20 protein-coding genes are annotated in these 21,720 nt (G+C 45.4%); 14 read left to right on the top strand and 6 right to left on the bottom strand.

Features of this window, described 5'->3' with window-relative positions:
* Positions 1 to 20: 20 nt before the first annotated feature.
* Both ahcY and ABQ275_RS03620 read left to right on the top strand, forming a co-directional pair.
* A complete protein-coding gene (gene ahcY / locus ABQ275_RS03625) occupies positions 21 to 1,349 on the top strand; it encodes an adenosylhomocysteinase (RefSeq protein ID WP_349316908.1) in 1,329 nt (442 codons plus the stop codon).
* 140 nt (positions 1,350 to 1,489) lie between these two features.
* The gene (locus tag ABQ275_RS03620) at positions 1,490 to 2,221 is read left to right on the top strand and encodes a pyridoxine 5'-phosphate synthase (RefSeq protein ID WP_349316907.1); all 732 of its coding nucleotides are present in this window, start codon (positions 1,490 to 1,492) and stop codon (positions 2,219 to 2,221) included.
* A 123-nt stretch (positions 2,222 to 2,344) separates the two neighbouring features.
* Here the strand turns inward: ABQ275_RS03620 and lon are convergent, their stop codons facing one another.
* The 4 genes from lon to ABQ275_RS03600 all read right to left on the bottom strand — a co-directional run bounded on the left by lon (position 2,345) and on the right by ABQ275_RS03600 (position 7,964).
* A complete protein-coding gene (gene lon, locus ABQ275_RS03615) occupies positions 2,345 to 4,747 on the bottom strand; it encodes an endopeptidase La (RefSeq protein WP_349316906.1) in 2,403 nt (800 codons plus the stop codon).
* 174 nt (positions 4,748 to 4,921) lie between these two features.
* The gene (locus ABQ275_RS03610) at positions 4,922 to 5,533 is read right to left on the bottom strand and encodes a porin family protein (RefSeq protein ID WP_349316905.1); all 612 of its coding nucleotides are present in this window, start codon (positions 5,531 to 5,533) and stop codon (positions 4,922 to 4,924) included.
* Positions 5,534 to 5,641: 108 nt separating this feature from the next.
* Positions 5,642 to 6,499 (bottom strand): hypothetical protein, encoded by an 858-nt coding sequence (locus ABQ275_RS03605; RefSeq protein ID WP_349316904.1) that lies wholly within the window; start codon positions 6,497 to 6,499, stop codon positions 5,642 to 5,644.
* Positions 6,500 to 6,698: 199 nt separating this feature from the next.
* A complete protein-coding gene (locus tag ABQ275_RS03600) occupies positions 6,699 to 7,964 on the bottom strand; it encodes a metallophosphoesterase (protein ID WP_349316903.1) in 1,266 nt (421 codons plus the stop codon).
* Positions 7,965 to 8,293: 329 nt separating this feature from the next.
* Between ABQ275_RS03600 and ABQ275_RS03595 the strand changes: the two genes are divergently transcribed.
* The 9 genes from ABQ275_RS03595 to ABQ275_RS03555 all read left to right on the top strand — a co-directional run bounded on the left by ABQ275_RS03595 (position 8,294) and on the right by ABQ275_RS03555 (position 16,114).
* Complete coding sequence (locus tag ABQ275_RS03595; protein ID WP_349316902.1) at positions 8,294 to 8,974, top strand: metal-dependent hydrolase; 681 nt, start codon at positions 8,294 to 8,296, stop codon at positions 8,972 to 8,974.
* Positions 8,975 to 9,042: 68 nt separating this feature from the next.
* Positions 9,043 to 9,864, top strand: coding sequence for an AAA family ATPase (locus ABQ275_RS03590; protein ID WP_349316901.1), 822 nt, complete (start codon positions 9,043 to 9,045; stop codon positions 9,862 to 9,864).
* A complete protein-coding gene (locus ABQ275_RS03585) occupies positions 9,848 to 10,765 on the top strand; it encodes a ParB/RepB/Spo0J family partition protein (protein WP_349316900.1) in 918 nt (305 codons plus the stop codon). The genes ABQ275_RS03590 and ABQ275_RS03585 overlap by 17 nt, the downstream gene beginning before the upstream one ends.
* A complete protein-coding gene (locus ABQ275_RS03580) occupies positions 10,758 to 11,468 on the top strand; it encodes a DUF5683 domain-containing protein (RefSeq protein WP_349316899.1) in 711 nt (236 codons plus the stop codon). The genes ABQ275_RS03585 and ABQ275_RS03580 overlap by 8 nt, the downstream gene beginning before the upstream one ends.
* A 40-nt stretch (positions 11,469 to 11,508) precedes the next feature.
* Positions 11,509 to 12,225: a 4-hydroxy-tetrahydrodipicolinate reductase gene (gene dapB / locus ABQ275_RS03575; RefSeq protein ID WP_349316898.1), complete on the top strand. Its 717-nt coding sequence runs from the start codon at positions 11,509 to 11,511 to the stop codon at positions 12,223 to 12,225.
* Positions 12,226 to 12,397: 172 nt separating this feature from the next.
* Positions 12,398 to 12,814, top strand: a complete 417-nt coding sequence (locus tag ABQ275_RS03570; RefSeq protein ID WP_349316897.1) for an Rrf2 family transcriptional regulator — start codon at positions 12,398 to 12,400, stop codon at positions 12,812 to 12,814.
* A gap of 332 nt (positions 12,815 to 13,146) precedes the next feature.
* Complete coding sequence (locus ABQ275_RS03565) at positions 13,147 to 13,830, top strand: phosphoadenylyl-sulfate reductase (protein WP_349316896.1); 684 nt, start codon at positions 13,147 to 13,149, stop codon at positions 13,828 to 13,830.
* Between the two features lie 34 nt (positions 13,831 to 13,864).
* Positions 13,865 to 14,773 carry a sulfate adenylyltransferase subunit CysD gene (gene cysD / locus ABQ275_RS03560; RefSeq protein WP_349316895.1) on the top strand — a complete coding sequence of 303 codons (909 nt, stop codon included), beginning with the start codon at positions 13,865 to 13,867 and terminating at the stop codon, positions 14,771 to 14,773.
* Positions 14,774 to 14,866: 93 nt separating this feature from the next.
* Complete coding sequence (locus ABQ275_RS03555) at positions 14,867 to 16,114, top strand: GTP-binding protein (RefSeq protein ID WP_349316894.1); 1,248 nt, start codon at positions 14,867 to 14,869, stop codon at positions 16,112 to 16,114.
* A 75-nt stretch (positions 16,115 to 16,189) separates the two neighbouring features.
* Here ABQ275_RS03555 and ABQ275_RS03550 read toward each other — a convergent pair whose 3' ends face one another.
* Positions 16,190 to 17,128 (bottom strand): NAD-dependent epimerase/dehydratase family protein, encoded by a 939-nt coding sequence (locus tag ABQ275_RS03550; RefSeq protein WP_349316893.1) that lies wholly within the window; start codon positions 17,126 to 17,128, stop codon positions 16,190 to 16,192.
* A gap of 396 nt (positions 17,129 to 17,524) precedes the next feature.
* Between ABQ275_RS03550 and kdsA the strand changes: the two genes are divergently transcribed.
* Positions 17,525 to 18,346 (top strand): 3-deoxy-8-phosphooctulonate synthase, encoded by an 822-nt coding sequence (kdsA, locus tag ABQ275_RS03545; RefSeq protein ID WP_349316892.1) that lies wholly within the window; start codon positions 17,525 to 17,527, stop codon positions 18,344 to 18,346.
* An 84-nt stretch (positions 18,347 to 18,430) separates the two neighbouring features.
* A complete protein-coding gene (locus tag ABQ275_RS03540; RefSeq protein WP_349316891.1) occupies positions 18,431 to 18,835 on the top strand; it encodes a hypothetical protein in 405 nt (134 codons plus the stop codon).
* Positions 18,836 to 18,987: 152 nt separating this feature from the next.
* Here the strand turns inward: ABQ275_RS03540 and ABQ275_RS03535 are convergent, their stop codons facing one another.
* Positions 18,988 to 19,209 carry a PspC domain-containing protein gene (locus ABQ275_RS03535; protein WP_349316890.1) on the bottom strand — a complete coding sequence of 74 codons (222 nt, stop codon included), beginning with the start codon at positions 19,207 to 19,209 and terminating at the stop codon, positions 18,988 to 18,990.
* A gap of 211 nt (positions 19,210 to 19,420) precedes the next feature.
* Between ABQ275_RS03535 and ABQ275_RS03530 the strand changes: the two genes are divergently transcribed.
* The gene (locus tag ABQ275_RS03530) at positions 19,421 to 21,688 is read left to right on the top strand and encodes an aconitate hydratase (RefSeq protein ID WP_349316889.1); all 2,268 of its coding nucleotides are present in this window, start codon (positions 19,421 to 19,423) and stop codon (positions 21,686 to 21,688) included.
* Positions 21,689 to 21,720 lie beyond the last annotated feature (32 nt).

Raw genomic sequence — 21,720 nt, 5'->3', positions numbered from 1 at the left:
TTTGCACAAAAATTATATTGATGTCTACAATTGCGAAATCAAACATTGACTTTAGCCTTGCCTATAAGGTAAAAGATATGTCCCTCGCGGCCTGGGGCCGTAAGGAGATAGAATTGGCCGAAGCTGAAATGCCCGGACTGATGTCACTGCGGACAGAATATGGCGACACTAAACCTCTTCAGGGAGCGCGCATAGCGGGCTGTCTGCATATGACCATACAAACTGCTGTATTAATAGAAACCCTGGTACACCTCGGTGCTGAGGTACGCTGGAGCTCCTGCAATATCTTCTCTACACAGGATCACGCTGCTGCTGCTATCGCTGCTGCAGGCGTTCCTGTATTTGCCTGGAAAGGTCTGAATGAACCAGACTTTGACTGGTGTATAGAGCAAACCCTGTTCTTCGGCGGTGCTGACCGTCCGCTGAACATGATCCTGGACGATGGTGGTGACCTCACCAACATGGTACTGGACAAATACCCTGAGCTGATCCAGCACATCAAAGGATTAAGTGAAGAAACCACTACCGGTGTTCACCGCTTATACGAGCGTATGAAGAACGGCACCTTGCCAATGCCTGCTATCAACATCAACGATTCTGTTACCAAATCCAAATTTGATAACAAATATGGTTGCCGCGAATCCTGCGTAGATGCGATCCGCCGTGCTACTGATGTAATGATCGCTGGTAAAGTAGCTGTTATTGCTGGTTTTGGTGATGTAGGTAAAGGTTCTGCAGAATCACTGAGAGGTGCCGGCGCCCGTGTAATCGTTACTGAAATTGACCCCATCTGCGCTTTACAGGCTGCAATGGAAGGTTATGAAGTAAAGAAAATGGTAGATGCGGTTAAAGAAGCTGATATCATCGTAACCACTACCGGTTGCCGCGATATCATTACCGGCGAACATTTCAAAGCCATGAAAGACAAAGCGATCGTTTGTAACATCGGTCACTTTGATATCGAAATCGATGTTGCCTGGTTGAACAATAACTACGGTAAAACCAAAGTAGAAATCAAACCACAGGTAGATAAATATACCATCGACGGTAAAGACATCATCCTGCTGGCTGAAGGCCGCCTGGTAAACCTGGGTTGCGCTACCGGTCACCCATCTTTCGTGATGAGTAACTCTTTCACCAACCAGGTACTGGCGCAGCTGGAACTCTGGCTGAATGCCGGTAACTACAAGAATGAAGTATACGTGCTGCCTAAGCACCTGGATGAAAAAGTAGCCCGTTTACACCTGAAAAAAGTAGGTGTGGAACTGGATGTACTGTCTCCTGCTCAGTCTACTTACCTCGGTATTCCGGTAGAAGGACCGTTCAAGCCTGATTACTACAGATACTAGATAATATTTAGGGATTTATTGATTTACGAATTTAGGAATTTGAAATGCAGCGGATATATTCGCATATATCTTCGCTGCATTTCAAATTCCTAAATTCGTAAATCAATAAATCCCTAAATATTTTACAGTATTTTTGCAGCATGACGAAGCTGAGTGTAAACATCAACAAGTTTGCTACCCTGCGAAACGCACGTGGCGGCAATCTCCCGGACATTCTGAAAATAGCACAGGATTGTGAGCGTTTCGGCGCGGATGGCATAACAGTTCACCCCCGTCCGGATGAACGGCATATCCGCTACCAGGACGTAAGAGATCTGAAACCCCTTGTTACTACAGAATTTAATATAGAAGGTTATCCTTCCCAGGAATTTATGGATCTCGTATTGGAAGTAGGGCCGCATCAATGTACGCTCGTTCCCGATCCTCCTGATGCTATCACCTCCAATACAGGCTGGGATACCATCAAATACCAGTCACAGTTAAAAGACGTTATCTCCACACTAAAGAAAGCCGGCATACGGGTTTCCATCTTCCTCAATGCAGAAGTTGATAAAGTAGCAGGCGCTAAAAGTGCAGGTGCAGACCGTATTGAACTCTATACCGGTCCTTACGCAGAAGAATATACGAAAGCACGTACCCAGTTGCAAAATCTTCAGGTATTCAACGATTATAAAGATACTGCCCGCGAAGCCACCGCTTTGGGACTGGAACTAAACGCAGGCCATGATCTCAATCTCGAAAACCTGCGCTTCTTCAAATTACATATCCCCCAACTGAAAGAAGTTTCCATTGGCCACGCACTCGTGGCAGACGCCATTTATTTCGGCCTGGAAAACACGATTCAGTTGTATAAAAGGCAACTACAGGATTAAAAATATTTAGAGATTTTTTGATTTACGAATTTAGGGATTTGAAATGCAGCAGAGATTATCAATTAGATCTCCGCTGCATTTCAAATCCCTAAATTCGTAAATCAAAAAATCCCTAAATATTTATTATCGCTTCAATAACGCAATTTCCAGTACCTGGTTCATTTGCTTCACATAATGAAACTTCATCCCTTTGATATAGGCGGGATTAATTTCCTTAATATCCTTTTCATTTTGCCAACAAAGGATCACTTCCCGGATGCCTGCCCTTTTGGCTGCCAGTATTTTTTCCTTGATACCACCTACCGGCAATACCTGTCCGCGTAAGGTGATCTCTCCTGTCATCGCCAGATAGGACTTTACTTTACGACCGGTGAATATGGATGCCAGGGCCGTGAGCATGGTAATACCTGCACTCGGACCATCTTTCGGTACGGCGCCTTCCGGTACGTGTACATGCACACTTTTTGTTGTAAACAACTTAGGGTCCAGCTTCAGTTCTGTAGCGTGTGCATGCAGATAGCTGAGTGCCGTAACGGCAGATTCCTTCATCACATTACCGAGGTTGCCCGTCAGTTTCAGATCGCCTTTACCTTCGCTCAGACTACTTTCAATAAACAGGATATCACCGCCCACATAAGTCCAGGCAAGGCCAACAGCCACGCCCGGCGGGTTACCCACTTTATAGATCTCGTTGGAATAACGCGGCTTGCCCAGGATCTTTTCAATCGTAGCATCCGTGATAGTTTCCGGCAGTGGACGATCCATTGCCACCTGTTTGGCCAGGTTACGCATGATGGAAGCAAACTGTCTGTCCAGCTCACGCACACCGCTTTCCCTCGTATAATCAGCAATGATATGCTCTATAACGGGATTGCCTATACGAAATTTAGTATTTTTCAAACCATGCGCTTCCTTCTGTTTCGGCAGCAGGTGACGCTTCGCGATCTCTGTCTTTTCTTCGATAGAATAACCGCTCAGGTCAATGATCTCCAGCCTGTCGCGCAGTGCAGGGTGAATAGCATTGATATTGTTTGCGGTAGCAATGAATAACACTTTGCTCAGGTCATATTCCAGCTCCAGATAGTTATCATAAAAGGCGCTGTTCTGTTCAGGGTCCAGTACTTCCAGTAAAGCGGAACTCGGATCTCCACGCAGGTCATTACCTATTTTATCAATTTCATCCAGGATCATCACCGGGTTAGAGGATTTGATCTTGCGGATAGATTGTACCACCCTGCCCGGCATGGCGCCGATATAGGTTTTACGGTGGCCCCTGATCTCACTCTCGTCATGCAATCCACCCAGGCTTAGTCGTACATACTTACGACCCACTGCGTTGGCTATAGAGCGTCCCAGGGACGTTTTACCGATACCCGGAGGGCCTACAAAACACAGGATAGGTGACTTCATGTCGCCTTTCAGTTTCAGCACCGCCAGGTATTCCAGGATTCTTTCCTTGATCTTATCCATGCCGTAATGGTCATGATCCAGTATCTTCTTGGCCTTTTTCAGGTCGTAGCTATCGGTCGTGTAGTCGTTCCAGGGCAGGTCCAGCAAGAGGTCCAGGTGGTTGTACACCACGCTGTAATCAGGCGTGCTGGGATGCATACGCTCCAGTTTCTCAATACCTTTGGCAAAAGCTTCTGCAGCCGTGGCCGGCCACTTCTTTTCTTCCGCCTTGCGCTTCATTTCCTTGATCTCCCGGTCATTGGCATCACCGCCCAGTTCTTCCTTGATGGACTTCATCTGCTGTTGCAGGAAATAATCCCGCTGTTGCTTGTCGAGGTCCGCCTTGGTTTTATTCGTGATCTTATGTTTCAGCTCTGCCAACTGCAATTCTGTTTGCAGCAGTTGCATCAACAGCTCCGCACGTGTGCGCAGGTTGTTGATTTCCAGCAATTGCTGTTTTTCTTTCAGGTCAGAATTAAGGTTGGAAGAAACGAAATGCACCAGGAAAGAAGCATTTTCAATATTTTTCAGGATGATGCTGGCCTCCGATGGCAGGTTGGGCGACAACTCAATGATCTGGGCAGCCAGGTCCTTTATAGAGGAAATGTATGCTTCAAATTCAGAGTCATCTTCCGCTATCTCATCGTGTAAAACGGTAATCTTCGCTTTGAAATACGGATCTTCTGTAACGATCTCCTCTATTTTAAAGCGTTTGCGGCCCTGGATGATGATAGTAGTGCCGCCATCCGGCATTTTTATCAGCTTTACAATACGTGCCACCGTGCCCACTTCACTCAGATCCGCTACGTTGGGATCTTCAATCGTACTGTCTTTCTGCGCTACAACCCCGATCATTTTGTCAGTTTTGTACGCATCATTTACCGCCTTTATGGATTTGTCCCGGCCTACCGTTATGGGTATAACAACGCCAGGGAATAATACTGTATTTCGTAATGGTAATAATGCCAGCTCATCGGGAATCTTTTCATCCTCCTGACCTTCCCCATCTTCATTCAAAGGGATAATAGGCATGAACTCCATTTCATCTTCCGAATTTCCTAAATAAAATCTGTTCATCTGAGATATTTAAAGCCTCGGAGGACATTCTGGCAGACAAAGCTGCGCAAGTCCTCGTTTTTTTATGTATACCTACATTGTCAAGTTTGGTGCCAAGTGACTTGATGGCAGTGCAAAAAAAAGTACGAATGACGGCCGTCATTCGTACTTTCTGATTTTCTTTTTTGAGCTTCTTTATAAAGTAACCCCAACACCTAACTGAATGCTCTGGTTTTTCCAGTTGCTGGTGGAGGTAACGTCGTTCAACCCTTTCACATCATTAAAGCCAATAATATAACGGGCACTGACGTTAACGATAGGCAGTTGTAACCATAAACCGGCCACACCGGAAATTTCACCGCCTTTGAAAGCCTCATTGGCAGCGCCAAATACCTTCTTATCACTGACCATTGCACCAAACTGAGGCCCTACCTGCAATTTAATGCGGGGACTTCCCAGGTCGATATTTGCCAGCAAAGGAATGCTGAGGTAATTCAGGTTTACTTCTTTACGGTTGTCGGAGGTGCTTACATCTTTGTAGATGTCACTGAATTGATCCGTGGTTTTTGTTTTAGTAGAGGAAAACACCAGTTCTCCCTGTACACCAAAACCCTTTACCAGGTTTACCTGTGCAAAAGCACCCAGGTGATACCCCAGTTTAAAACCATCCTGGAAGCCCGAACCATCCAGTTTCCCGAGGTTCGCACCACCTTTTACACCAAAGCGCAACAACTTACCTTGTGCCTGAACAGAGGTAACAGCCGCAGTCATCATCAGTACTGCAACGGCAAAAAATAGTTTCTTCATAAACTTTTTTTAATAGTTATGGTTAAAATATAGACGTCTGAGCGTGGCAAAACCCCTACTTATGACTCCGCCCATTAAATACAAATTCCGTGCTATTTGTTAAAGGAATCAGAAACCATAGCCCACGCGGGCTGTGAAATAACTCATCACATGTAAGTCAGGCCCGGTAAATGGTTTAAATACCGTAAAAGAAGGGGAAGCTGTAAATTTTCCGATGAGATAAGATAAGTTGAAGGTAAAATCAAGCGCGCGGGGCTCAAAATTGGTATGATCAGTAAAACCCATCCCTTCACCCATGTGATGTTCTCTTTTCAGTTTAGGCGACCGCATGATGTACTGAAAGGACTTTAACTGGCTGAAGTAATTGGCTGTACCCATCGTTAATCCTGCTGAAGGGGTTAATAACACGGCATCATGATGATTGACCACGCCGTAAAATATAAAGGGATGCCGGACGGCGGCAATCAGATTAAAATCACGCCCCTGTATCGTTTGCTCCCGCAGCTTACCCCGCCACAACTCCTTTCCCCAGCCGTAATCCAGGCTGACACCGGGTTGTAGCCACCATTTGCGGTAGTAGAAATAAGCAAATAATTCATTTTTAATCGGCGTGCCCGGTACATCCGTTGAATCAGCAAAGAAGTACCGCGTATAGGATATACCTGTAAGGATGTTTTTGTTTTTCGTATAGTCGTAACCGGCAGTAAGATCATATTCAAACCAGGGATTACTATCTGCATTAAAAAGATAATAACCGCTGATACCGCCATAGAAGCCACTTTTATGATACCATGATAACGATGGGGAGATAAATGCTTTTAGTAGGATCGGTTGTTCGTAGTTGGGGGTTTTATTGCCATAAGCGGGATTGTTTCCATACCCCAGGCCAACCACTACCTCACTTTTTTCCTGTTTACGCAACAGCGAATCCAGCTGTCTTTCCAGCTCGGCTAAAGACTGGCCCATAACGAGGCGACAGCATAACAGCAACAGGCATGTGAAATAAACGCGCATCATACAGATATACTAGATGCAAGATAGAATAATTAAATATTTACGGATTTTTTGATTTACGAATTTAGGGATTTGAAATGCAGCGGAGATCTAATTGATTATCTCCGCTGCATTTCAAATCCCTAAATTCGTAAATCAAAAAATCCGTAAATTATACAAGGTCTATGACGGTAATTTCCGGCAATACGCCCACTCTGCCTGGGTATCCGAGAAAACCAAAGCCCCTGTTGACATACAGTCTTTGTTCGCCTTCTTTGTACAACCCGGCCCATTCTTTATAAAAGTATTGGGCAGGGCTCCATTTCAGCCCGGGGATTTCAATACCGAACTGCATGCCGTGGGTATGCCCGGCCAGCGTGAGTGCGATATCAGGATATTCTGTGCGGATCTGCGCATCCCAGTGGGTAGGGTCGTGCGACAGCAATATTTTAAAGGGTATATGACTGGTGCCTTCGTAGGCGCGTTTCAGGTCACCATAGCGCGGGAAGCGTTTGATGGCACTCCAGTTTTCCACACCCAGCAAAGCAATCTGTTCACCTCCTTTTTCGAGGATCACGTTTTCATTCATCATCAGCTTCCAGCCCAGGTCTTTGTGAACACCTTTCAGTTTTTCCAGGTTTTCTTCCCGGAGGGCACTGTAACCATTGGGTGTTTTATCCGGCCAGGGGTAATAGTCGCCATAGTCGTGGTTGCCGAGTGTTGAATACACGCCCATCGGTGCTTTTATCTGGCTAAACATCTCCATCCATTGCGCCATTTCATCGGCCCGGTCATTGACCAGATCGCCGGTAAACAACACCAGGTCTGCCTTTTGTGCATTGATGAGGTCTACCCCTTTCTGCACGGCCTCCCGGTTGGCGAAGCTGCCGGAGTGGATATCGGAGATCTGCAAAACACGCAGGCCCTTGAACGAAGCCGGCAGGTTTTTAAAGGCTATTTTCAGCTTATGTACGCGGTAGTTGTATTTATTGGAAAAGCCATATACCAGTGTAGCGAAGAGGCTACCGCCGGCAATGAGTCCCAGCCTGTTGAGGAACTGGGAGCGGGAAAGTCCGCTCACTACCCCTTCCGGCATATTGGTGGCTGCCGGAGCAAATTGGCGGATGATCCACAATACTCCCCTGCGCAGATCATCTACCAGCAGAAATACGGCTGCCAGCAGTTTTGCCAGTACCAGGCCAATGAAAATGGCCATCATATAGGATTTAAGCGGAGCAGGCCAGTTATGCCAGTTGATAAATGGCAACAGGATGAGTATAACCAGGCATGATATAGAAATTGTCCAGTAAATAATATAGGTTATATTCCTTACCCTGGGTAGAGACATGTACACCATAGCCCTGACCGCCTGAAAAACATAAATGTCCAGTAAGAGCAGAAAAATGATCAGAAAGATGGAATTTAATCCGGGTCGCATTACTAAAATTTAATATAGATATAAAATGAAACAGCAATTTAACACATCTTATCGGGTAGAAAATGTTAAAACCCGATAGTGCCTGTGATGCAGACGATCAAAAAACAGATAAATTGTAGTATTTCCCGCGATTGCAGAAAATATTCCTTTGGTATTCTTATCATGCCATACTGAAGCTCATTTCCGGTCTGTTTTCCCCCGGCCGGAATAGTTTGTGAATAAATAAATATACTACAGCGACCGATTTCTATCTAATCGTTGTATTTTTGTCCGATTCGGGCTACATTTAATTATAAAGAGGAATTAATATCAGCAAAGAAGTTTGGACCATGAAGTACACAAATTACGGGCATTCCTGTTTTGCAGTAGAAATCAAGGGTAAAAAGATTCTTTTTGATCCTTTTATTACCCCTAATGAGCTGGCCAAAGGGGTGGATATCAATGCCATAACGGCGGATTATATTTTTGTTTCCCATGCCCATGATGATCATACGGCAGATCTGGTAGACCTGGCGAAAAGGACGAATGCTACCGTAGTTTCGAATTATGAAATTGTGGTATGGGCTGGTAAACAGGGGCTTGAGAAATTACACCCCATGAATACCGGCGGCAAATGGAAGTTTGACTTTGGCACCGTAAAATGTGTTGTAGCGCAACATTCCAGCAGTTTCCAGGATGGCAGTTACGGGGGTAACCCGATGGGATTTGTATTTGTGACAGAAGAGGGTAACTTCTACTATAGCGGCGATACCGCACTTACTTTTGATATGGAGCTGGTACCGGCTATTGCAACACTGGATTTTGCCGTGTTGCCTATTGGTGATAATTTCACCATGGGTATTGAAGATGCAATAGCGGCGGCAGAATTGATAGAATGTGAAAAAATAATTGGCGTACACTACGATACGTTCGGGTACGTTAAGATAGACAAGCAAGAAGCTATGCGGCAATTTGATGAGGCCGGTCTGGAACTGATGCTACCTGAAATCGGAAGTACTATTGAGGTTTGAGGAAGAGGTGATCATGGCTGTTCAATCCTTTATCCTATAAATAACCCTTTTGAATTTTAAATTACACAATGGCTAGAGTAATCGCAATCGCCAATCAGAAAGGTGGCGTAGGAAAAACTACAAGTGCAATAAACCTGGCAAGCAGCCTGGCTGTGCTGGAATTTAAAACACTCCTTGTAGACGCCGACCCACAGGCAAACAGTACCACAGGACTGGGTTATGACCTGCGCAATGTGCAGCAGAGCCTCTATGACTGTATGGTAAACGATGTTCAGGCCAAAGACGTGATACTGGAATCTGATACCCCTTATCTGAAAGTGCTGCCCTCCCATATCGACCTGGTAGGTGCAGAACTGGAACTGATCAACCATCCCAGCAGGGAAAGGGTGATGAAGCAGGTAGTGGATTCCGTGAAAGATGATTACGATTTTGTTATAGTAGACTGCTCTCCTTCACTTGGACTGATCACGGTAAATGCCCTGGTGGCATCCAACTCTGTTATTATCCCGGTGCAGTGTGAGTTTTTTGCATTGGAAGGATTGGGTAAATTGCTCAATACCATCAAAATTGTGCAGAGCAGACTGAATATAGAACTGGAAATTGAAGGCATCTTAATGACCATGTATGATGGCCGTCTACGCCTGAGCAACCAGGTTGTGGATGAAGTAAAACAGCATTTCGAGGAAAGCGTATTTAACACGATCATACACCGGAATACGAAACTGGGAGAGGCGCCGAGCTTCGGTAAATCTGTCATTATGTACGATGCGGCCAGCACAGGAGCTATCAACTACCTGAACCTGGCAAAAGAAATTCTGCAAAAACATAATTACACCCAAATTAAATCCAAAGACAAAATCTTAGCTATCAACGATGACCAATCCAAGTAAGAAAGAGGCGTTGGGTAAAGGCATCCGCTCGCTGCTGCAAAACATAGACACTGATCTGAAGCAAACTGCCGGCGCCCTGGGCGACAAGGTAGTACCTGCTGCTATTGGTATTGAACGCATCCCGCTGGATCAGATTGTAACCAATCCGAAACAGCCGCGTCGTGACTTTGATGAGGTTTCATTACAGGAGCTGAGCCAGTCTATCCGGCTGCATGATGTGATCCAGCCCATCACCATTGCAAAAATCAGCAACAAAAAATACCAGCTTGTTGCCGGTGAAAGACGCTTGCGCGCCAGTAAAATGGCCGGGCTGAAAGATATCCCGGCTTATATCCGCCAGGTAAATGACCAGGAACTGCTGGAATTGGCGTTGCTGGAAAACCTGCAACGGGAAAACCTCAACGCCATTGAGGTTGGACTCAGTTACAAGCGTTTAATGGACGAATGCACCCTCACACAGGAGCAGGTAGCCGAACGCATGGGCAAAGAAAGAAGTACCGTCACCAACTATATCCGTTTGCTGAAACTCCCCCCTGATATCCAGGTGGCAGTGCGCAACGGACAACTCAGTATGGGTCATGCCCGTGTACTGACTGGTGTTGAAAATGTGGAAAACCAGCTTTTCCTCTATAATGAAATATTGCAGAACGGCTTGTCAGTAAGACAAACCGAAGAACTGGCCCGCCGGATCAATCAGGCAGATAAAGGCAATCATCAGAAAGCGGCTAAACTCAAACTGCCACCGGCATATCAGAAAATTCAGGATAACCTGGCCTCTCACTTCGCTACCAAAGTGAAGCTGGACAGGGGTAAGAATGGCAAGGGCAATATTGTGATTGAATTCTATTCAGATGAAGAACTGGATAGTATTCTCGAAAAAATAGATATATACGGTGGCTAACAAGGCTGGAAATATTTTTCATTTATTTCATAACTCTTTCCTGGTATTGCTGGTAATACTGATCCCTGCTATGGTGCAGGCACAGGATACCTTACGGCCCATTGCCAAAACAATGGATACGCTGATCCGGCCAATACCTGCCCCCGGCACTGATACCGTTGGCAAAAAGGCACAAAAGGCAGCAGACAGCAGTCGTATTGCCCTGGACGCCCCGCCACCACACAGTCCGCGCAAGGCGGCCCTTTATTCGGCTGTACTTCCGGGCCTCGGACAGGCTTATAACCGGGAATACTGGAAGATGCCTTTGGTATACGCCGCATTAGGTACCTGTACCTACTTCTTTGTTTTTAACATGAGTGAGTACAAAACCTACCGGGATGCCTACCGGTTGCGGGTAGACGGAAATCCTGATACGCACGACGAGTTTGAGAAAACGATCCAGAATCCGGAATCACTGAAAGTTTACAGGGACTATTACCGTCAGAACCTGGATTATTCCGTACTTTTCTTTGTACTGGCTTATGGGCTGAACATCGCGGACGCCACTGTATTCGCACATCTGCGTACCTTTGATATGTCTGATGACCTCAGTATCCGGATTTCGCCTACATTGATCAACAACCGCACCCTGGGCATTGGTGTTAATATTTTACTCGGTGGTAAAAAGAGCAGGAGCAACAGTTCCTTTTACGCCGGTCGCTAAATTAAATCTCCATCAACATAAAATATAACAAGTAAGGGTTATGAAAATTGCGCTTATCGGATATGGTAAAATGGGAAAGGCTATAGACGCCATTGCCACGGCTAAAGGTCATGAAATAGTACTCCGGGTGGATGTCAACAGCCAGCACCTGCTCACCAGGGAACTCCTGGGTCAGGCAGATGTAGCGATTGAGTTTACAACACCTGAAACAGCCTATCATAACGTACTGAAATGCTTTGAAGCCAATGTGCCCGTAGTATGCGGTACCACAGGCTGGCTGGATAAACTGCCGGAAATCAAAGCCCTGTGCGAAGAAAAACATCATGCCTTTTTGCATGCTACCAATTTCAGCATAGGTGTGAATATCTTTTTTGAAGTAAATAAGAAGCTGGCGGCCCTGATGGCCACACAGCCACAATATGATGTATCGATGGAAGAAATTCATCATACACAAAAGAAAGATGCCCCCAGCGGAACGGCGCTCACACTGGCAGAACAGCTGCTGGCAACGGTTACCCGTAAAACAGGTTGGGTAAATGAAGAAAGCGGGCAACCGGATGTATTATCCATTATTTCCAAACGCATAGATCCGGCGCCAGGCACACATAGCGTCACTTATACTTCCGGTATCGATGATATCAGCATTACCCATACGGCGCATTCCCGCGAAGGATTTGCCGCAGGAGCCGTAACAGCGGCGGAATGGCTGAAAGGCAAGGCGGGTGTATTTACGATGAAAGACGTACTAAACCTTTAAATTACCAAATCACTGAAAAAGGAGTTCCCCGGGCACCCGGAAAGGAGGCCCGGTTTAACAAACCTGCATTTACAGCCATGTATCCAAAAGACGCAGGAACAGCTTATATTTGCTCAGTCAAAAATGTTCACCAGCACCAATATACATCCGGGAGGGATGCAAACAAGTGAGTATGTTATCAAAAAAAACACAGTATGCTTTTCACGCATTGATTCACCTGGCGGAAAATGTGGATAAGGGTCCCATCCTGATTTCTGAGATTGCACAAGAAAAGAATATCTCTATTAAATTCCTCGAAAACATCTTGCTGGAATTGAAAAATGCAGGTATTCTCGGTAGTAAAAAAGGAAAAGGTGGTGGCTATTATCTCATGAAACCCCCGAAGGAAATTGCGCTCGCAAAGATCATTCGTTTGCTGGATGGGCCTATTGCGCTGCTCCCCTGTGTGAGCCTGAACTATTACGAGCGTTGCGAAAACTGCCGTGATGAAGCTATCTGCGGCCTCAATGAGGTAATGAGCAAAGTAAGGGATGCTACCCTGAAATTATTGGAAACCAAAACACTGAAAGACATTTTAACCCGTAATTAGCCTACATAGATTACGGGTTTTCTCTACTATTAAACCCGGTCAAACCCGGATATACTGATTGATGCCCCTCCGGGGGCATATTGTGTTTTACGGAATGCCGCGCTGGCTGATTTGACCCGCTACGGATGAAATACCGGCATGAAATTATCATTTTCACTAATACCGACCGGGTTAAATAAAAATCATTTCCGCCACCATAGCCCTATTGGCATAAAAGGAATAATTTTTTACCTTATTAGTCTATCTTTTTTATAGGTTTTATGTAATTTTGTTAATGGAGTAAGTAAAATTACCCCTGGCACTTAGGCATATCAACTTTAAGGAAGATTTACATGACAGACATTACCACCGCGCTGGTCAACAAGCCGGTAGAGGAAGCAATACAATATCTGCTGGAGCAATATCCGGGAGGTGTAGCGTTTTCCACCTCTTTTGGCCAGGAAGACCAGGTAATCGCAGACATTATCTGGCGTAATCATTTGCCCGTTAGAGTTTTTACCCTGGATACAGGCCGACTGTTCCAGGAAACGTACGACCTGATGGACCTCACCATGGCCCGCTACAAACAACCTGTGGAAGTATTTTTTCCCGAAACAGCTGCTGTAGAGAAACTGGTGGCCGCAAAGGGGCCCAACAGCTTTTATGAATCTGTAGAAAACCGTAAAGAGTGCTGTGGCATCCGTAAGATAGTGCCGCTGAACAGGGCGCTCGAAGGCGTGAAAGTCTGGATCACCGGGCTGCGTGCTGAACAATCCGACAACCGCCACGACATGCAGGCGTTGGAATGGGACGAGCAACGGCGTCTCTATAAATATAATCCGCTTATCCATTGGGGCTATGATGAAGTGCTCGATTATCTGGCCAAACACAACGTGCCTTATAACAAACTGCACGACAAAGGCTTCGTGAGCATTGGCTGTGCACCCTGTACACGAGCCATCGAACCGGGAGAGCATCCGCGCGCCGGCCGGTGGTGGTGGGAACAGTCGCAGAAAGAATGCGGCCTGCACGGATAATAATCACTTCTAATCATTAAACTATTTCTGGTCTATGACTAATACAATAAATTGGGAATTTCCGCAGGCACTGGAAGATGAAGCAATATATATTCTTCGGGAAACAGCTGCCCAGTTTGAGAAACCGGTACTCCTGTTTTCCGGTGGTAAAGATTCTATTACCCTTGTCAGACTTGCACAAAAAGCTTTTTATCCCGGTAAGATCCCTTTCTCCTTACTACACGTGGATACCGGCCATAACTTTCCGGAAACCATTTCATTCCGCGACCAGCTGGTAAGCTCACTCGGTCTGGATATTATCGTAAGAAACGTACAGGACAGCATCAACCAGGGCAAAGTACAGGAAGAAACAGGGAAATACGCCAGCCGTAACGCCCTGCAAACAGTAACCCTGCTGGATGCTATTGAAGAAGGTAAATTTGATGCCTGCATCGGTGGCGCGCGCCGCGATGAAGAAAAGGCACGTGCCAAGGAAAGAATATTTTCCGTACGCGATGAATTTGGCCAATGGAACGCCAAAATGCAACGCCCTGAACTGTTTGACCTGCTCAACGGGAAAATTAACATAGGCGAAAACGTGCGGGTATTCCCTATCTCCAACTGGACAGAACTGGATGTATGGAATTATATCCGTCGGGAAAAACTGGAGATTCCATCTATTTATTTCGCACACGAAAGAGAAATCATTGAGCGTGACGGTCTTTACTGGCCTTACTCTCCCTTTCTCAATACCACCGCTGAAGAAGTGCCTTACCGCCAGACAGTACGTTTCCGTACTGTAGGTGATATGACCTGTACAGCAGCCGTGCTTTCTGAAGCCGATAAACTGGAAGATATCATTGCCGAAATTATGGAAGCAAAGATCTCCGAACGTGGCGCACGTATCGATGATAAACGGTCAGAAGCCGCCATGGAAAAGAGAAAGCAGGCAGGATACTTTTAGTACTGCCCGCAAAGCAAATATTAACACATTCGAACTAACTTTTTTGGTCAACAGCTCACAGCTCACCACCAAAAGCTAAAAGCTAAAAATAATATGGAGGTTTTACGTATAGCCACTTCCGGTAGTGTGGACGATGGTAAAAGCACATTAATAGGCCGTTTACTCTACGATACCAACTCTATCCCCCAGGATAAAATGGAAGCACTCCATGCCGCCAGCAAGCGCAAGGGGCTCGACTTCACCGATCTGTCACTGCTGACAGACGGACTGGTTGCAGAACGTGAGCAGGGCATCACCATAGATGTGGCCCACATCTACTTCTCCACCCCTACCCGCAAATATATCATTGCCGATACGCCCGGCCATATTGAATATACCCGTAACATGGTTACCGGCGCTTCCAATGCGCAGGTATCCCTGATCCTGATTGACGCCAGAAGAGGCATTGTGGAACAAACACACCGTCACTTCTTCATCGCCAACCTGCTTCGCATCCCCTATCTGCTGGTATGCGTAAATAAAATGGACCTGGTAGAATACAGCGAAGCCCGTTTCAACCAGATCATGGAAGACTTTCAGCAACTGCTGGACAACGCCGCTTTCAAAGGACAGGAAATAAAATTCATCCCCATTTCATCCTTATATGGTGAAAATGTGGCGTCACGCACCGGCGCTATAAACTGGTATAAAGGCGATACCCTGCTGGAATACCTGGAGCGGATTACTTTTGATCATGAAGACAGAAATCATCCTGCACGCTTTCCGATACAAAGCGTAATCAGACCCAGAACCACCGAGCACCACGACTTCCGCGGCTTTGCCGGGAAAGTGGCCAGTGGTCATTTTACGGTAGGTGATGAAGTGATTTCCCTGCCATCAGGTCAGAAAAGCAAGATCAAAACGATTGAACAATTTGAATCGCAACTAACGGTGGCGAATGCACGTGAAAGCGTGATCATCACACTGGAAGATGAAATAGATAGCAGCCGCGGTAACATGTTGGTTAAAACCAACGAACTGCCGGAGCAACGGAAAGAAATAGCTGCTTACATCTGCTGGATGGATCAGCAGAAACTGACTACCGGCAAAACGTACCTGTTACAGCATGGTATCAACCGGGTAAAGGCCAAAGTGCAGCAGATCCAGTTTGTAACAGATGTGACCAACCACCTGCAAACAGCCGATAAAAACGAAATGAGCCTGAATGATATAGGTAAGATCAGCATTAAAACAGCACAGCCTGTTTTCGCGGATTCTTATCATGAAAACCCCGCCAATGGCGCCTTCATCCTGATCGATGAATTTAATAACACGACAGTAGCTGTTGGATTTATTGACTAAAAATTACACCTTATAAATAAAACGCGACGACCTGCCTGCAGGTCGTCGCGTTTTATTTATAAGGTGTAGTGTACACTATATATTCTTCATCATATCTTCCGTCATCTTCACCAGGTCATACTCGGGTTTCCATCCCCAGTCGGTCCGTGCGAGGCTGTCGTCCATGCTGTCCGGCCATCCGTCGGCTATTTGCTGGCGGTAATCCGGCTCATAGCTGATCGTGAACGCAGGCATATGTTGTTTGATTTCTGCCGCAATTTCTTTTGGGGAGAAGCTCATAGCAGAGAGGTTATAGGCGGAACGCACAGAAATTTTCGAAGCATCGGCTTCCATCAGTTCAATGGTGGCGCGGATAGCATCCGGCATATACATCATGGGCAGATAGGTGTTTTCTGCCAGGAAGCTCGTATAATGTTGGTTTTCCTTTGCTTCGTGGAAAATTTCAATGGCATAGTCGGTAGTACCGCCGCCTGGCGCCGATTTATAGCTGATCAGTCCGGGATAACGCAGGCTTCTTACATCTACGCCATAGCGGTTATTATAATATTCGCACCAGCGTTCACCGGCAAATTTGCTGATCCCATAAATAGTGGTAGGCTCAATAATGGTATGCTGCGGTGTATCCTGTAGCGGCGAATTAGGGCCAAAAACTGCAATAGAGCTGGGCCAGTATATTTTATCAAGATTTTCTTCTTTTGCAATATCCAGTACGTTCAACAGGCTTTGCATATTGATATGCCAGGCCAGTAAAGGATTTTTTTCGCCGGTGGCAGACAGAATCGCCGCCAGCAGGTAGATCTGGGTAATATTATGCCTGATGACCAGTACATGCAGCATTTCTTTATTCATTACATCCAGCGATACATAAGGACCGGTTCCTTTCAACAGATCATGTTCCTCCCGAAGATCTGATGCCAGTACGCCGGCATCTCCATACATTTTTCTCAAAGCCAGCGTCAGCTCTACGCCAATTTGTCCGCAGGCACCTATTACCAGGATCTTATCTTTCTTCATACAAACTATACTATTTGAATTGGAGCGTAATATTAACGGGTTCACCGGTATTTCCGCACACCCCACCTTCCCGCATGACAATGCTGTAACAATAAAAGTAACAAGGAAGGAGGTAAGAGGTTTGAGGATTACAAAAGTATGACAAGACCAGGATTTAAGGATGAACGGATTTATAAGATGGGTGTTATTTGTGAAATTTTGTGTTATTTATATCTTTCTATGTCTTTTATACCTTTTATACATTTTTATATCTTCTTATATCTTCTTATAAATTTTTATATCTATATATGATAATTAATAAAAAATCCTGATCCTCGTTCCATCCTTTAAATCCTATAAATCCTTTAATCTTGGTACCTTTGCATTTCGATTAATGACTCAATAGTTTATATAATTATGAAGCATCTCAAATCATTGTTCAAAGAGCAATATAATCCGGACAATTTCTTTCTGATTGCAGGACCCTGTGTGATTGAAGAAGAAGAAATACTGACGACGGTAGCGGAAAAAGTATCTGCTATCTGCAAAAGACTGGCGATTCCTTATATTTTTAAAGCATCGTATCGCAAGGCTAACCGTACCAGTGTGCATTCCTTTACTGGTATTGGGGATGTAGAAGGACTGGAACTGTTACAAAATGTAGGTAAAGCCTTTAATGTACCGGTAACCTCGGACATCCACTCTGCTGCGGAAGCGGCTATGGCGGCGGCTTATGTGGATGTATTACAGATCCCAGCCTTTCTTTGCCGGCAAACGGATATCCTGATTGCTGCTGCTGAAACAGGCAAGGTGGTGAATGTAAAGAAAGGGCAGTTCCTCAGCGGAGAGTCCATGAAATTTGCAGTGGAAAAGATCAAAGGTGCTGGAAATGACCACATCATCCTGACCGAACGTGGTACTACTTTCGGTTACCAGGACCTGGTGGTTGATTACCGCAATATTCCTATCATGAAACATCTGGGAGAGCCTGTGGTGATGGATTGTACGCATTCCCTGCAACAGCCCAATCAAACCAGCGGCGTAACCGGTGGTAACCCGCAAATGATCAGTACCATTGCCCAGGCAGCTATTGCTACCGGTGCTGATGGCCTGTTTATAGAAACACATCCCGACCCTTCCAAAGCAAAATCCGATGGCGCCAATATGCTGCGCCTTGACCTGCTGGAAGAATTACTGGAAAAACTGGTGGCTATCAGGAAGGTGGTGAAAAGTTTTTAGTTCCGCTTTCCCTTGTTAATAGCGAAACGCTTGTTGCTTTGAGGTGTTTTATGTAAATTCATAAAACACTAAAATCTACTCACAATGATCAGTTTGCACCATTTAAAATCAGGTGATACCGTTATTACGCAGTACGAAGGAGTGGAAAAAGTTGGCAAGGTGCTGCAGGTAGATCATGAAGAAAAGAAAGCACTTGTTCTGACGGAAGAGGTAAATGAATTCTGGTATGACCTGGAAAATCTGTTTCCTATTCACCTGAATGAACAAACCTTGTTAGGATTGCAGTTTCACAAAGATGAAGCGGCATCGGGTAATGGTAAAGGAACTTTATATGTGAGAGGACCTTTTTCTGTAAGATTTTATGGAGAAGGGCATCAACCGTTGCTGGCATTGCATTACCGCGATGAAACACGGGATCTGAAAGAGAATATTACCCTGAATGAATTGCAGAATCACTATTTGGAAATGACTAATTTTCACCTGGAATAAAAACAAAGGATCAGACCATGATTAAACAGAAAATAAGGATTTACAGGATGGGTACTGGAGATGTGAGCGAAGATATTCGCATTGTTCTTCTGCACCCATCCTGTAAATCCTTATTTTCTGTTTAATCCTGGTCTATCTTCTTATAAAATACCTTAGAGGTAACGTAGAGGGTTTCGCCTGGCGTTCTGAATATAATTCTTCATATTTACCCAGAAAGCGAGAATCATATAAACGATTACGGGTGATCCCATCGTAAGAAAAGTGGCATAAATGAAAAAGAGGCGTATGCGGGAAGTGGCTACTCCGAGTTTATCTCCAATAGCAGCACATACACCGAACGCTTTCCATTCCACGAAATCTTTAATCCGGTTCATGTTTCAAATTTATTGAATTCCGGTCGTAAAAACAAGCATTCCAACAGTAACCAAGGCAGGATAATCCCTGTCTTTTTGTGTGTGATAAAGCATCTTACAAGAAAAGGTTTCCGTTTATCCGTCTTAATCCGTACTATTTAATTTAAAAACTTGTTGTTTTTAGTTAATTTTGCATGCAATTTTTAACCGCTCTTAAATTAATTTTTTTCCCATGGTGTTTGATATTGACATGATTAAAAAAGTGTATGCGGCACTACCGGGTAAGGTGGAAGCAACCCGTAAGATGTTAGGTCGCCCGCTCACACTTGCCGAGAAGATTTTATACGCTCATTTGTATGCACCTACAACCACGCCTTACGAAAGAGGCAAATCCTATGTTGAATTTGCGCCGGATCGTGTAGCGATGCAGGATGCAACAGCCCAGATGGCTTTGCTCCAGTTTATGACCTGTGGTCGTGATAGAGTAGCGGTTCCCTCCACTGTACACTGTGATCACCTTATACAAGCAAAAGTAGGCGCCACACAAGATCTGGCGACTGCTATTGATACCAATAAAGAAGTTTACGATTTTCTTTCCTCTATTTCTGATAAATACGGTATTGGTTTCTGGAAACCAGGTGCTGGTATCATCCACCAGGTAGTACTTGAAAACTACGCATTCCCCGGTGGTATGATGATCGGTACTGACTCCCACACCCCGAATGCCGGTGGTTTAGGTATGGTAGCTATTGGTGTTGGCGGCGCTGATGCTGTTGACGTAATGGCTGGTTTACCCTGGGAGCTGAAAATGCCGAAACTGATCGGTGTTAAACTGACAGGTAAAATGAGTGGTTGGACATCTGCCAAAGATATTATCCTGAAAGTAGCCGGTATCCTCACTGTAAAAGGTGGTACAGGCGCTATCGTGGAATACTTTGGTGAAGGTGCCGACAGTCTGAGTGCAACCGGTAAAGGTACTATTTGTAACATGGGTGCTGAAATCGGCGCTACCTGTTCCCTCTTCGGTTATGACAGCAAAATGGCTGATTACCTGAAGGTAACCAGCAGAGCTGAAGTAGCTGCACTGGCCGATACGGTGAAAGATCACCTGCGCCCGGATGCTGAAATATATACAGATCCTGCCAAATACTACGACCAGGTAATTGAAATCGACCTGAACGAACTGGAACCACATGTAAATGGTCCGTTCACACCGGATCTGGCATGGCCTATCTCCAAATTTGCACAGGCAGTAAAGGAAAACAACTGGCCTGAAAAACTGGAAGTAGCCCTGATCGGTTCCTGCACCAACTCTTCCTACGAAGATATTTCCCGCGCTGCCTCCCTGGCTAAACAAGCCATCGACAAGCAACTGGATATGAAATCTGAGTTTACGATCACGCCGGGTTCCGAACTGGTACGCTTCACCATCGAAAGAGATGGTTTACTGAGTACTTTCGACCAGGTTGGCGGTGTAGTACTCGCCAATGCCTGCGGTCCCTGTATAGGCCAGTGGGCGCGTCATATAGACGATCCTACCCGTAAGAACTCTATCATCACTTCCTTCAACCGTAACTTTGCGAAAAGAAATGATGGTAACGCTTCTACCCACGCATTTGTGGCTTCACCTGAAATCGTAACAGCACTGGCTATTGCAGGTAGTATTACCTTCAACCCGCTGAAAGATAAACTGAAGAACAAAAACGGTGAAGAAGTAATGCTGGACGAACCTACCGGTTTTGAACTGCCTACCAAAGGCTTCGCGGTAGAAGATGCGGGTTACCAGGCCCCTGCTGCCGATGGTAGCAAAGTGCAGGTGAAAGTATCCGAAACATCAGACCGCCTGCAACTGCTGGCGCCATTTGCTGCATGGGAAGGTATTGATCTGAAAGGACTGAAACTCCTCATCAAAGCAAAAGGTAAATGTACGACTGACCATATCTCTATGGCAGGTCCATGGCTGAAATACCGTGGTCATCTCGACAACATTTCCAACAACATGCTGATTGGTGCGATCAACGCATTCAACGATAAAAGCGATACCGTTAAGAACGCATTAACCGGCGAATATGGAGCAGTTCCTGCTACCATGCGCGATTACAAAGCCAAAGGTTTTGGCGCTGTAGTAATAGGTGATGAAAACTACGGGGAAGGTTCCAGCCGCGAACACGCTGCCATGGAACCCCGTCATCTCGGCGTTCGTGCTATACTGGTGAAATCTTTTGCCCGTATCCACGAAACCAACCTGAAAAAACAGGGTATGCTGGGACTGACCTTTGCTGATAAAGAAGATTATGAAAAAGTACAGGAAGATGATACCATTGATATCAACGGACTGACTGACTTTGCTCCCGGAAAACAACTCAGCATCGTACTGCATCACAAAGATGGCAGCACAGACGAGTTTGCCGTAAACCATACTTACAACCAACAACAGATCGAGTGGTTTAAAGCTGGTGGCGCGCTGAACGTAATCCGTGCAGAAGCAGCGAAGAAATAAATTTGATTTAGGGATTTTTTGATTTACGAATT

Origin of the sequence: Chitinophaga sp. MM2321 (assembly GCF_964033635.1) — a bacterium.
Taxonomy (GTDB): Bacteria; Bacteroidota; Bacteroidia; order Chitinophagales; family Chitinophagaceae; genus Chitinophaga.
The sequence above is the reverse complement of the archived record's forward strand: the minus strand, read 5'-3'. Positions and strand labels throughout refer to the sequence as shown.